Source organism: Longimicrobium sp., assembly GCA_036389795.1.
GTDB lineage: Bacteria > Gemmatimonadota > Gemmatimonadetes > Longimicrobiales > Longimicrobiaceae > Longimicrobium.
In genome coordinates this window covers 29070-42861 of sequence record DASVWD010000241.1, presented here as the reverse complement: position 1 = coordinate 42861, position 13792 = coordinate 29070, and the positions used below count along the sequence as shown (strand labels likewise).

Below are 13792 nucleotides of genomic sequence, written 5' to 3'. Positions count from 1 at the left end.
CGCGCGGCGCGCCGGGGCCTGCCTGTTCGCCATCCTCGCGGGAATTCTGAGTGACGGTAGCAACTGCGGTTTCGGACCCGTTGATCCGCCGTCCGCGCGCGAAGGTTCCCCGCGCGGGCGGCGGCGGGGAGGATCAGCAGGAAGCACGCCGCGGCGGGGGAAAGTGCGAAGTGCGGGGTGCGAAGTGCGAAAGTACGGAAGTACGGAAGTACGGAAGTACGGAAGTACGGAAGTACGGAAGTACGGAAGTACGGAAGTACGGAACTGCTCGGGTCCGGCTCCGAATCCTGCTCCCGCGATATGTTCTCCCCCGCCCGCGCAGCGGGGGAGAGCCGGGGAGGGGGCACCCACCCGTGGGCCGCACCGATGCTGGATCGAAGCGCGCCGAGCGATTCCTCGTACTTCCGTACTCTCGTACTTCTCCCCCGATGCAAAGCGACAGGCCCGGGCTGGGGAGCCCGGGCCTGTCGTGGCGTCGCGGCGCGGATCGCCGGCGGTCAGTTCATGATCGCGGGCCTGGCGCGCGCGGCACGCCCTGTCCCGGCACGCTCGGTCCCGGCATCGCGCTCGGCACGCCGGGCGGGGCGCTCGGGACGCTCGGCGCCGCCGGCGGCGCGCTCGGCCTTGCGGCGGGCGCGGCCCTGCTCGCGCGTCTCCTCCAGCTCCGCCAGGAACTTCTCCGAGGCGGTGGCGAAGGCGCCCTGCTTGCGCAGCTCCGTGAGCAGCACGTCGGTGAACTCCTGCACCGCCCGGCGCAGCGAGCTGTCCGAGGCGTAGCCGCAGGTGTAGGCCACCGAGAGCACCGTCTGGCCGGGGTCGTCCAGCAGCTCGCAGGCGAGCAGCACGCGCATCCACGCCAGGATCCGGCGCGGCGGCGGCAGGTCGGCCTGCTCGGCCCAGCGCAGCAGGGTGCGCTCCGACAGCCGGAGCGACGCCGCCAGGTCGCGCCCGTGGCCGCCCTCGGCCACCACCTCGGCGGCGGCCATCAGCAGCGTGCGCGCGCGCCCCGACAGCGTGGCCGGCAGCGAGCGCTCCAGCAGGCTCTGCAGGGGCCGCCCCTGCGCGGAGCGCAGCCGGCGCGAGATGGCCTCCAGGGTGTCTTCCTCGTCGAGGGCGATCACCTCCTTGACCCCCCACTCGCCCAGCGTGCGCAGGTCGCGCATCCGGCCGCGCTTGACCTCCAGCGCGGCGATCACCGTGGCGGTGGGGAACTCCCACAGCATGGAGCGCAGCTCGGGCGCCAGCTCGGCCTCGGTGCCGTAGCTGTGCGTGTACGGGTCGACGACGACGAGGGCGGCGGGCGGCGACTCTTTTAGCGCCACTCGCAGCCCGTCCCAGTCGTTCACGAACTGGCTCTTGAAGCGCTGATTTCCGATCCGGCGCAGCCGCTCCTTGAAGATGTTGTCGGAGTGGAGCACCAGCAGCGGGCGGGCTACGGGTTGCATCGCGTGTCTGGTTTCGTCGGGTGAATCAGGATTCGTGGCCGCTCGCGTCATACGCGAGACGTACACAACCTAACTCCCCCCGCGCCCGCTGTCCAGCGTTTCGACCACTCCGTCCACGTGCGGCGGGGGTGGTTGATATACGGGTGGTTGAAACCACCCGCTGCAACGGCGCGAAGTCCGCCTGCGCGGACTGGATTCGGTGCGTTCCGCAGGCTCGGCGCGTCCAGCCAGCCCTGCCGGTCGAGGCATGCCTCGACCCTACGCACTCACGCACTCTCGCACTTTCGCACTCTCGCACTCACGCACTCCCAACCGTCCTCGCCGTAACAGATTCCGCGAACGGGTTGCATCAGATACGAGCGCGCTGTTATCGTTCGCGTCCGCGCGGTGGCCGCTCCGTCCTGGCGTTCCGCCGGCCGGTCCCGCCCTCCGCCCGCGGCACTTTCCCGCCCTCGACCCCCGCCGCCTCCCGCGGTCTGGAGAGGTGCGCATGACGGTCCACGACACCTCCGTCCTCCTCCCGCCGCCGGACTCCGGCGCGGTTCCCTTCGCCCCGGCGCCCGAGCTGGCCGCCTGGACGCACGACCTGCGTCCCTCCGTCATCGGGGAGATGATGGGGCTGATGGCGCGCCCCGGGGTGATCTCCTTCGCGCTGGGGCTGCCGGCGCCCGACCTGTTCCCGGTGGAGGAGTGGGCGCGCGCGGCGGAGCGGGTGCTGGCGTCGGACCCGGGCGCGCTCCAGTACCGCACCCCCCCGCGGCGCCTGCGCGAGCAGGTGGCGGCGCTCATGGCCGGGCGCGGGGTGCGCTGCCGCCCCGAGCAGGTGTTCCTCACCACCGGCGCGCAGCAGGCGCTCTCCATCCTGGCGCGGCTCTTCCTGGAGCCGGGGGGGACGATCGTCTGCGAGCGGCGCGTCTACATGGGCTTCCGCCAGGTGATCGAGCCCTTCCGCCCCCGCGTGCTGGCGGTGGAGAGCGACCTGGAGACGGGGATGGACGTGGACGCGGTGGAGGCGCTGCTGGAGGAGGGCGAGCGGCCGGCGTTCGTCTACTGCATCACCGACGGGCACAACCCGCTGGGGGTGAGCGTGAGCCTGGAGAAGCGCGCGCGGCTGGTGCGGCTGGCGCGCCGCTTCGGCGTGCGGGTGATCGAGGACGACGCCTACGGGCTGCTGCACTACGACCGCCCGCTCCCGCCGCTCAGGGCGATGGAGGAGCGCGGGATCTTCTACGTGGGCTCGCTCTCCAAGGTGATGGCGCCGGGCTTCCGCGTGGGCTGGCTGGTGGCGCCGGAGGAGATGATGGACGTGCTGGCCAGCGCCAAGGACGGCAGCGACATCGACACCTCCACCTTCGCGCAGGGGCTGGTGTCGGAGTACCTGGCCTCCGGGCGCTTCGGGGTGCACCTGGAGACGGTGCGCGCGGCGTACCGCCTGCGGCGCGACACCATGATCGCCGCGCTGGAGCGCCACTTCCCCGCGGGGACGCGCTGGAGCGTGCCGCGGCACGGGGCGCTGGTGTGGGTGGAGCTTCCCGGCGAGGTCGACACCACCGCGCTGCTGCGCGTGGCGCTGGAGGCGGAGGGCGTGGCCTACGTCCCCGGGAGCGCCTTCGCCGTGGACGGGGGCCGCGCCGGGGCCAGCGCCATGCGGCTCAACTTCTCGCACCCCACGGTCGCGCAGATCGAGGAGGGGATCGCGCGGCTGGGGCGCGTGGTGCGCGAGGCGGTGGGGTAGGGCTCGCTCCGCGGACGAGCGTCCGCGCGGCCGCGAGGGCCCTCACCCGCCGCCTTAGAGCGGCAACCCTCTCCCGACTTCGGGAGAGGGTGGACATGACGAATCGGTGCGGGGGCGGCGCGTTGTGGTCGGCTGTCCCCTGTACCCTGTCCCCTGTACCCTGCAGTTCCGCGGTTTTCTTCCCGTCGTCCTCCTGCCGTCTTCGAGATGACCGACGACCTCTCCGCCGCCTGCATCCACCGCCTCTTCGAGCGGCAGGCGGACGCCACGCCTCACCGGCCCGCCGTGCGCTGCCGCGGGGAGCAGCTCACTTACGCGGAGCTGGACCAGCGCGCCAACCGGTTGGCGCACCGGCTGCGCGCGCTGGGCGTGGGGCCGGAGGTGCCCGTCGGGGTGCTGCTGCCGAGGACGGCGGACCTGCTGGTCGCCATCTTCGCGGTGCTCAAGGCGGGCGGCGCGTACCTCCCCCTCGACCCTGCCTACCCGCCCGAGCGCATCGCCTACATGCTGGCCGACACGCGCGCGCCGGTGCTGGTGACGGACGCGGCGCGGGCGGGATCGGTCGCTGGCTACACGGGGGAGATCGTCCGGATCGACGCGGAGCGGGAGGAGATCGACAGGCTGCCCGCGGCGCGGCCGGACGCGGCAGTGCATCCGGAGAACCTGGCGTACGTCATCTACACCTCGGGCTCCACGGGCCGGCCCAAGGGGGTGCAGATCGAGCACAGGAGCGCCGTGCACCTCCTGCGCTGGTTCGAGCGCTTCTACCCGGCTGGCGAGCGGGAGACCATGCTCGCCGCGTCGTCGGTCTGCTTCGACGCCTCCATCCCCGAGCTCTTCGGACCGCTGGCGTCGGGCGGCACGGTGGCGCTGGTGGATAACGTGCTGGCCCTGGCGGGGGAGGTCGAGCCGGTGACGGCCGCCTTCGTGATCACCTCCGCCGCGGGGGAGCTGCTCGGCGCCGGGCGCCTGCCGCCCACGCTGCGCACCCTGGCCGTCGGCGGCGAGGCGATGGCGCCCGACGTCGCGGAGCGCCTGCGTGCGCTGGGGCGGTCGTGCCGGGTGATGCACTTCTACGGCCCCTCCGAAGACACCACCTACTCCACCGGCGGCGAGCTGACGCCAGGCGAGGGGCCGGTGAGCGTCGGCCGCCCGCTGCCGGGGAAGGCGGTGCACCTGCTGGATTCCGGGCTGCACCCCGTCGGCCCCGGCGAGGCGGGGGAGGTGTGGGTCGCGGGCGCCGGGCTCGCGCGCGGGTACGCCGGGTCGCCCGCCCTCACCGCCGACCGCTTCCGCCCCGACCCCCACGCCGGGGCGCCCGGCGCGCGGATGTACCGCACCGGCGACCTGGGGCGCCTGGACGAGCGCGGCGAGCTGGAGATCCTGGGCCGGGCCGACGAGCAGGTGAAGGTCCGCGGCTTCCGCGTGGAGCCCGGCGAGGTGGAGGCGGCGCTCCGGGCCCACCCTGCGGTGGCCGACGCGGCGGCGGCGGCGCGCGGCGAGGGGGGCGCGCAGCTCCTGGCGGCGTACGTCGTCCCCGCCGGCGAGGCGCCCGATCCCGGCGAGCTGCGCCGCTTCGTGGGCGAGCGGCTCCCCGACTACATGGTGCCGGGCGCCATCGTCTTCCTCCCCGCGCTCCCGCGCCTCCCCAACGGCAAGGTGGACCGCGCCGCGCTCCCCGCGCCCGCGCCGGCCGCCCGCGGCGAATACGTCGCCCCCCGCACGGAGGCCGAGGCCGCCCTCGCGGCGATCTGGGCCGAGGTGCTGGGCGTGGAGCGGGTGGGCGCCACCGACGCCTTCCTCGACCTGGGAGGCCACTCCCTCGCCGCGGTGCGGATCGCCTCGCGGGTGCGCGAGCGGCTGGGCGCGGAGCTGTCGCTGGCCGACCTCTTCGCCATGCCCACCGTCGCGGAGCTGGCGCGGCGCGTCGCGGCCCCGGCGGAAAGGGCGGCGGCCGCGATCCCCCGCGCTCCCCGGGAGGGGCCGATCCCGCTCTCCATCGGGCAGGAGGCCGTCTGGTTCTTCCAGCAGCTGGTGCCGGGGACGCTCTCGTACCACTTCCAGGCGGCGGTGCGCGTCTCGGGCGCGCTCGACGTCCCCGCGCTGGAGCGGACGCTCGGCGAGATCGTCCGCCGCCACGAGATCTTCCGCACCACCTTCCCCGAAGCCGACGGGGCGCCGGTGCAGCGCATCCACGCGCCCTGGGCCGTCCATCTCCCCGTCACCGATCTCGGTCATCTCCCCGAAGACGAGCGCGAGGCGGAGCTCCGGCGCCGCTTCCAGGCGGAGTTCCGGCGGCCGTTCGACCTGGCCGCGCTCCCGCTGGTGCGCTGGACGCTCTACCGGCTGGCCGACGACCGGCACGTCCTGCTGGTGGTGGAGCACCACCTGGTGCACGACGGCTGGAGCTTCGGGATCTTCCTGCGCGAGCTCGTCGCCCTCTACTCCGCCTTCCTGCGCGGCCTGCCGTCGCCGCTCCCCGAGCCACGGGTCCAGTACGCCGACTACGCCGCGTGGCAGCGCGCCTGGATGGAGACGGACGAGGCGCGCGAGCAGCTCGACTGGTGGCGCGAGAAGCTCGAGGGCGCGCCGCCGGTGCTGGAGCTCCCCGCCGACCGGCCGCGCCCGTCGCAGCTCACCGCCCGCGGCGGGTCGCTGCGGCTCGCGCTGCCGCCGCGGCTCTACGCGGGCGCCGACGCGTACGGCCGCGCCCGGGGGGTCACGCTGTTCATGACGCTCTTCGCGGCGTTCGAGGCGCTCCTGCACCGCTACACGGGCGAGGCGGACTTCTGCGTGGGAAGCGCGGTGGCGAACCGGCACGCCCGCGAGACCGAGGAGCTGGTCGGGATGCTGGTGAACACCATCCCGGTCCGCGCCGACCTCTCCGGCGACCCCGCCTTCCACGCGCTGGTGGAGCGCGTGCGCGGCGAGGCGATGGAGGCGTACGCGCGCGAGGAGGTGCCGTTCGCCCGCATCGTGGCCGAGGTGCACCCGGAGCGCTCGCTGGGGCACCTCCCCGTCTACCAGGTGGCGTTCAGCTTCCACCACGCGCCGTACCCCGAGCTGCGGCTCCCCGGGGCCACGCTGGACGTCGAGGAGGGGCTGGGGAACCAGTCCGCCAAGTTCGACCTGAACGTGATCGCCATCGTGCGGGCGCAGCAGGGGGCGGGCGACGAGGTGGTGATGATCTGGGAGTGGGCCGAGGACCTGTTCGACGAGTCCACCGTGCGCCGGATGGCGGGGCACTTCGAGACGCTGCTGGACGACGCGCTGGCCCGCCCGGACGAGCCGGTCTCCCGCCTGCGGCTGCTGCCGCCCGGGGAGGAGCGCCGGCTGGTGGCGCTGGGCGGCGCGCCGACGCCGTACCCGCGCGAGGCCACGGTGCACGCGCTCTTCCGCGAGCAGGCGCGCCGCACCCCCGGCGCGGTGGCCGTCCGCGACCGGCGCCGCTCGCTCACCTGCGCGGAGCTGGACGCCGAGGCGGGCCGGCTGGCGCGGCGGCTCCGCGCGCTCGGCGTGGGGCCGGAGAGCCGCGTGGGCGTGGCGATGGAGCGCTCGGCGGACATGGTGGTGGCGTTCCTGGCCGTGCTGCAGGCGGGCGGCGCCTACGTGCCGCTGGACCCCGACCACCCGGCCGAGCGGCTGGCCTGGGTGCTGGACCAGTCGCGGGCCGCCGCGCTGGTGGTGCGCGGCGAGGTCCCCCCTTCGCTCGCCTCCTTCGCCGGCCCCGTGGTCTCGCTCGCCGGGCTCGCCGGACACCCCGCGGAGGCGCTGGCGGACGGGGAGGGCGCCCCGGCGTTCGCGCAGTCGCTGGCGTGCGTGCTTTACACCTCGGGCTCCACGGGCACGCCCAAGGGGATCGCCATCGTGCACCGCGGCATCGTGCGCGTGGTGCGGGACAGCGACTACCTCCGGCTTTCCGAGACGGACGTGGTGGCGCAGGCGACCACGCCGTCGTTCGACGTGTCGCTGTGGGAGATCTGGGGGACGCTGCTGGCCGGCGGCCGCCTGGTGGTGTTCGAGCGCGAGGAGCTGCTCTCCCCGCCGGTGCTGGCCCAGCGGCTGCGCGAGGAGCGGGTGAGCGCGCTCTTCCTCACCCCCACGGCGCTCCGGCAGACGGTGGGCGAGGTCCCCGACGCGTTCTCCAGCGTGGCGCACCTGCTCCTGGGCGGCGAGGCGCTGGAGGCCCCGGTGCTGGAGCGCGTGCTGCGGGACGGCGCGCCGGGGCGCATCCTGAACGTGTACGGCCCCACCGAGAGCACCACCTACGCCTCGTGGCACGTGGTGGACCGGGTGGAGCCGGGCGCGGCGTCCGTGCCGATCGGCGTCCCCGTGGCCAACACGCGGCTCTACGTGCTGGACGAGGCGATGCGCCCGGTGCCCGAGGGCGTGGCCGGCGAGCTCTACATCGGCGGCGACGGGCTGGCGCGCGGCTACCTGGACCGGCCGGCGATGACGGCCGAGCGCTTCGTCCCCGACCCCGTCTCGGGCGAGGCGGGCGCGCGGCTCTACCGCACGGGTGACAAAGCGCGCTGGCTGGCGTCGGGGGTGCTGGACTACCTGGGCCGCCTGGACCACCAGGTGAAGGTGCGCGGCTTCCGCGTGGAGATCGGCGAGGTGGAGGCGGTGCTGCGCGCCCACCCCGCGGTGGCCGAGGCCGCCGTGGTGGTGCGCCGGGACGACGCGGGCGACCGCTGGCTGGCCGCGTACGTGGCGGGCGCGAACGGCCGGGCGCCGGAGCCGGCGGAGCTGCGCGAGGCGCTGTCGGCGCGGCTGCCGGCGTACATGGTGCCCTCGGCCTTCGTCGTGGTCGACAGGGTCCCCACCACGCCCTCGGGGAAGATCGACCGCCGCGCGCTCCCCGCCGCCGACGCCGCCGTCTCGGCCGCGCCCTTCGCCGAGCCCGCCACGCCCACCGAGCGGGTGATGGCGGAGATCTGGCGCGAGGTGCTGGACGTGGAGCGGGTGGGCGCCGACGACGACTTCTTCGACCTGGGCGGGCACTCGCTGCGGGCCACGCGCATCGTCTGGCGGGTGCAGACCCGGCTGGGGGTCAAGCTCGCGGTGGGGGCGATCTTCGCGAACCCCACGGTGCGCACCCTGGCGGCGCGGGTGGACGAGCTGCGCGGCCCCGCCCCCGTGGACGACGAGGCCCTGGTCGCGTGGATCGAGGGCCTCTCCGAAGAGGAAGCCGAGCGCCTCCTGGCCGAGGGCGCCGTCGGTGACGGCTGAGGGCGCCGGGACCACGCGGTCCAGAGTCGCGGCTCCGGGCCGTCTTCAAAGAGAGATGTCATTCCGAGTGGAGCCCGATGCGCCGATCTACCCTCGCCGCCGAAGTCGGCCGGGCTCCCGAGGAATCTACCCGCGGCTGCGGCGAGGCCGGATCAGTGCGCGGAGCCAGCCACGCCGCGGGGTGAGTAGATTCCTCGGGCGCCGCACGGCTTCAGTGTAATCAACGTCTTCGGCGATGCGGCGCCGCTCGGAATGACATACTTTCGGGGAGCCTGGTTGCACGCTGAGCTGATGAATTCGGCAAACCCACCGTTCCGCAGTTCTTCCCGCCCTTCCTTCCGTTTCCTCGAATGACCCACGATAGTTCCGCCGCCTGCATCCACCACCTGTTCGAGAGGCAGGCGGCCGCCACGCCCGACCGGCCGGCGGTGCGCTTCCACGGTGAGACGATTACCTACGCGGAGCTGGACGCGCGCGCCAACCGGCTGGCGCACCGGCTGCGCGCGCTGGGCGTCGGCGCGGAGGTGCCCGTCGGGGTGCTGCTGCCGAGGACGCCGGACCTGGTCGCCGCGCTGCTCGCGGTGCTCAAGGCGGGCGGCACGTACGTCCCCCTCGACCCCGCGTACCCGCCGGAGCGCGTCGCCTACATGCTGGCCGACACGCGCGTGCCGGTGCTGGTGACGGACGCGGCGCGGGCGGAATCGATCGACGGCTACACGGGGCGGGTCGTCCGCGTCGACGCGGAGCGGGAGGAGATCGACGGGCTCGATGCGGCGCGGCCGGACGCGGCGGTGCATCCCGAGAACCTGGCGTACGTCATCTACACGTCCGGCTCCACGGGGCGGCCGAAGGGGGTGCAGATCGAGCACCGCGGCACCGTGGCCGTGCTGCAGTGGCTGCGGAAGACGCTGTCGGACGAGGAGCGCGCGTCGGTGCTGGCCTCCACTTCGGTCTGCTTCGACGTCTCCATCGCCGAGATCTTCGGGACGCTCTGCTGGGGCGGCACCATCGTCCTGGTGGAGAACGCGCTGTCGCTGGCCACGCTGGAGGAGCCGGTCACGACCGCCTGCATGGTGCCCTCGGCGGCGGCGGAGCTGGCGCGGCTGGGCGCCGTCCCGCCGTGCGTGCGCGTGCTGGGACTGGGAGGCGAGCCGCTGCGCAACGAGTTGGCGCAGGAGCTCTACGCCCCCGGCCACGTCCGGCGCGTCCTCAACCTCTACGGGCCCACGGAAGACACCACCTACTCCACCTGCAAGGAAGTCGAGCCCGGCCGCGAGCGGGCGATGACCGTCGGCCGGGCGGTGGACGGGACGGCGGTGCGCGTGCTGGACGAGCAGCTGCGCGAGGCCGCCCCCGGCGAGGTGGGCGAGGTGTGGATGTCGGGCGCGGGGCTGGCGCGCGGCTACCTGGGCGCGCCGGGGATGACGGCGGAGCGCTTCCGCCCGGACCCGTTCGCCGCGCCCGGCGCGCGGATGTACCGCACCGGCGACCTGGGCCGCCGGCTCCCCGACGGCGACCTGGAGTGCCTGGGTCGCATCGACCACCAGGTGAAGGTGCGCGGCTACCGCGTGGAGCCGGGGGAGATCGAGACGGCGCTCCTCGCCCACCCCGCCGTGCGCGAGGCGGCCGTTTCCACCTGGGAGGAGCGCGGCGAGCGGCGCCTGGCGGCGTACGTGGCCGTCGACGGTGAGAAGCCCTCCGCGGCCGAGCTGCGCGCCTTCGTGCGCGGGCGGCTGCCGGACTACATGGTGCCCGAGGCCGTCGTCTTCCTCCCCGCGCTCCCGCGCACGCCCAACGGCAAGGTGGACCGGCTGGCGCTCCCCGCGCCCGACCCCGCGCGCGACGTGGAGGCCGAGTACGTGGCCCCGCGCACGCCGGCCGAGGAGGCGCTGGCGGGGATCTGGGCCGAGGTGCTGGGCGCGGAGCGCGTCGGGGTGCGCGACGACTTCTTCGCGCTCGGCGGCCACTCGCTGCGGGCGGCGCAGATCGCGGCTCGGGTGCGCGAGCGGCTGGGCGCCGAGCTGCCGCTGGCCTCGCTCTTCTCGCTGACCACGGTGGAGGAGCTGGCGCGGCTGGTGGCGCCGGGCGACGGCCGGGGGGTGACGATCCCGCGGGCGCCGCGCGACGGGCCGCTGCCGCTCTCCTTCCCGCAGGAGGCGATCTGGTTCTTCCACCAGCTCGCCCCCGACATCCGCTCCTACAACTTCCAGGCGACGGTGCGCGTCTCCGGCGCCCTCGACGTCCCCGCCCTGGAGCGGGCGCTCACCGAGATCGTCCGCCGCCACGAGATCTTCCGCACCACCTTCCCGGCGGTGGACGGCGCCCCGGTGCAGCGCATCCACCCGCCGTGGGCCGTCCGTCTCCCGGTCGCCGATTTCCGTCATCTCCCCGGAGACGAGCGCGAGGCGGCGCTCGGGCGGCTGCTGGAGGAGGAGTTCGCGCGGCCGTTCGACCTGGCGGCGCTCCCGCTGGCGCGCTGGAGCCTGGCGCGGCTCGCCGACCAGGAGCACGTGCTCGTCTGCGTGGAGCAGCACCTGGTGCACGACGGCTGGAGCTTCGGCGTGTTCCTGCGCGAGCTGACGGCGATCTACTCCGCGTTCCTGCGCGGCGAGCCGTCGCCGCTCCCGGAGCTGGCGGTCCAGTACGCGGACTTCGCGGCGTGGCAGCGGGCGTGGATGGAGACCGACGAGGCGCGGGGTCAGCTCGACTGGTGGAAGCGCCGGCTGGAGGGGGTGCCCCCCGTGCTGGAGCTCCCCGCCGACCGCCCCCGTCCGCCGGAGATGAGCTTCCGCGGCAGCGGCTTCCGGCTCCGTCTCCCCCGGCACCTCTACGAGGCGGCGGACGGCTACAGCCGCGCGCGCGGGGTCACGCTGTACATGACGCTCTCCGCCGCGTTCCAGGCGCTCCTGCACCGCTACACGGGCGAGACGGACTTCTGCGTCGGCAGCGGCGTGGCCGACCGGCGGCTGCGCGAGACGGAGGAGCTGATCGGGATGGTGGTGAACACGATCCCGATCCGCGCCGACGTCTCGGGCGACCCGGCGTTCGAGGCGCTGGTGGACCGGGCGCGCGGCGCGGCGCTGGAGGCGTTCGCGCGGCAGGACGTGCCGTTCGCCGAGATCGTGGCCGCCGTGCACCCCGAGCGCTCGCTGGGGCACCTCCCCGTCTTCCAGGTGGCGTTCTCCTTCCACCACGCGCCGTATCCGGAGATGCGCCTCCCCGGGGCCGCGCTGGCGGTGGAGGAGGGGCTGGGGAACCAGTCGGCCAAGTTCGACCTGAACGTGGTCGTGATCCCCCGCGCGCAGCAGGGCGCGGGGCTGGACGAGGTGGTGATGATCTGGGAGTGGGCGGAAGACCTCTTCGACGCCGCCACCATCCGCCGGATGATCGGCCACTACCAGGCGCTGCTGGAGGACGCGCTCGCCCGCCCCGCCGCCCGCGTCTCGGAGCTGCGGCTGATGTCGGTCGAGGAGGAGCGCGAGGTGGTCCGCCTGGGCGGCGCGCCCACGCCGTACCCGCGCGACGCCACGGTGCACGAGCTCTTCGCCGAGCAGGCGCTCCGGACGCCGGACGCGGTCGCGGTGGCGCACCACGGCCGGACGCTGACGTACGCGGAGCTGGACGAGGCCTCGGACGCGCTGGCGCGGCGGCTCCGCGCGCTCGGCGTGGGCCCCGAAGACCCGGTGGGCGTGGCGATGGAGCGCTCGCCGGAGACGATCGCGGTCTTCCTGGGGGTGCTGAAGGCGGGCGGCGCGTTCCTCCCGCTCGACCCGGCCTACCCGCCGGAGCGGCTGGCCCTGATGCTGGCCGGCGCGCGCGCCGCCGTGCTCGTGGTCCGCGACGAAGTCCCCGCCTCGCTCGGCGGCTGGGCCGGCCCCGTGCTCTCGCTCGCGCGCGGCCTCGGCGGCGACGATCCCGGGCCGCTCGCCCCGGCCCCCGTCTTCCCCGAGTCTCTCGCGTGCATCCTCTACACGTCGGGGTCGACCGGGACGCCGAAGGGGAGCGGGATCGTCCACCGCGGGATCGTGCGGCTGGTGTGCGAGACGGACTACGTGCGGCTCGGACCCGGCGACCGCGTGAGCGAGGGGATCAGCATCTCCTTCGACACGGTGCTGTGGGAGGTGTTCGGCCCGCTGCTGAACGGCGGCCGGGTGGTGGTGCTGGACCGCGAGGAGATGCTGTCGCCGCCCGCCCTCGCGCGCACGCTGCGGGAGGAGGGGGTCGGCACGGTCTTCCTCCCCCCCGCCTTCCTGGCGCACGTGGTGGCGGAAGAGCCGGACGTCTTCGCCGGGATGGACGCGCTCGTGACCGGCGGCGAGGCGCCCGACCCCGCGGTGCTGCGGCGCATCCTGGACGGGCGCCCGCCGCGCCGGGTGCTGAACGTCTACGGCCCCACGGAGAACACCACCCTGTCCACCTGGCACGAGATCGGGCACGCCGAGCCCGGCGTCCCGGTGCCGATCGGCCGCCCGATCGCGAACTCGCTCGCCTACGTGCTGGACCCGGCGATGCGGCCCGCGCCCGTGGGCGTCCCCGGCGAGGTGTACGTGGGCGGCGACGGGCTGGCGCGCGGCTACCTGCGCCGCCCGGCGCTCACCGCCGAGCGCTTCGTCCCCGACCCCGTCTCGGGCGAGCCGGGCGCGCGCCTGTACCGCACCGGCGACCGCGGGCGCTGGCGGGCGGACGGCGCGCTGGAGTTCCTGGGCCGCTTCGACGACCAGGTGAAGGTGCGCGGCTTCCGCGTGGAGCCCGGCGAAGTGGAGGCCGTGCTGCGCGCCCACCCGGCCGTGGCCGAGGCGGCGGCCGCCGCGCGCGGCGCTTCGGCGCAGGACCGCTACCTGGCCGCCTGGGTGGTCCCCGCGCCGGGGACGGACTTCGACGCGGCCGCGCTGCGCGAGCACCTGGCCTCGCGGCTGCCTCCCTACATGGTCCCCTCCGCGATCGTCCGGATGGACGCGCTCCCGCTCACCCCCTCGCGGAAGATCGACCGGCGTGCCCTCCCCGCACCCGAGGCGTGTGCGTCCGTCCGCGGGTCCGAGCCGCCGGCCACGGCCACCGAGCAGGCGGTGGCGGCGATCTGGCGCGAGGTGCTGGAGGTGGAGAGCGTGGGCGCCGGGGACAACTTCTTCGACCTGGGCGGCCATTCGCTGCGCGCCACGCGGGTCGTCTCCCGGCTGCGCTCGCGGCTGGGGGCCGAGGTCCCGGTGGGCGCGCTCTTCGAGTATCCCACCGTCCGCGACCTGGCGGCGCTGGTCGAGGCGCGCCGCCGCCCCGCCCCGGCCGCCGACGAGACCCTGCTCGCCTGGATCGAGGGGCTGTCGGAAGAAGAAGCCGAGCGCCTCCTCGCCAACCAGATCCCATAGATCCTCGTGCGCCAGGC

The 13792-nt window shown here is 74.8% G+C and carries 4 protein-coding genes; 3 read left to right on the top strand and 1 reads right to left on the bottom strand.

The features are described 5' to 3' along the window. Window positions 1–497: 497 nt before the first annotated feature. Window positions 498–1445 carry a helix-turn-helix domain-containing protein gene (locus tag VF746_28390; GenBank protein ID HEX8696371.1) on the bottom strand — a complete coding sequence of 316 codons (948 nt, stop codon included), beginning with the start codon at window positions 1443–1445 and terminating at the stop codon, window positions 498–500. Window positions 1446–1935: 490 nt separating this feature from the next. Here VF746_28390 and VF746_28385 point away from each other — a divergent pair, with 490 nt between their 5' ends. From VF746_28385 to VF746_28375, 3 genes are all read left to right on the top strand, one after another. Beyond that, window positions 1936–3180 carry a PLP-dependent aminotransferase family protein gene (locus tag VF746_28385; protein ID HEX8696370.1) on the top strand — a complete coding sequence of 415 codons (1245 nt, stop codon included), beginning with the start codon at window positions 1936–1938 and terminating at the stop codon, window positions 3178–3180. A gap of 207 nt (window positions 3181–3387) precedes the next feature. Continuing rightward, entirely contained in the window at window positions 3388–8412 is a 5025-nt protein-coding gene (locus tag VF746_28380) for an amino acid adenylation domain-containing protein (GenBank protein HEX8696369.1), read from the top strand. 350 nt (window positions 8413–8762) lie between these two features. After that, a complete protein-coding gene (locus VF746_28375; protein HEX8696368.1) occupies window positions 8763–13775 on the top strand; it encodes an amino acid adenylation domain-containing protein in 5013 nt (1670 codons plus the stop codon). Window positions 13776–13792: the final 17 nt, after the last annotated feature.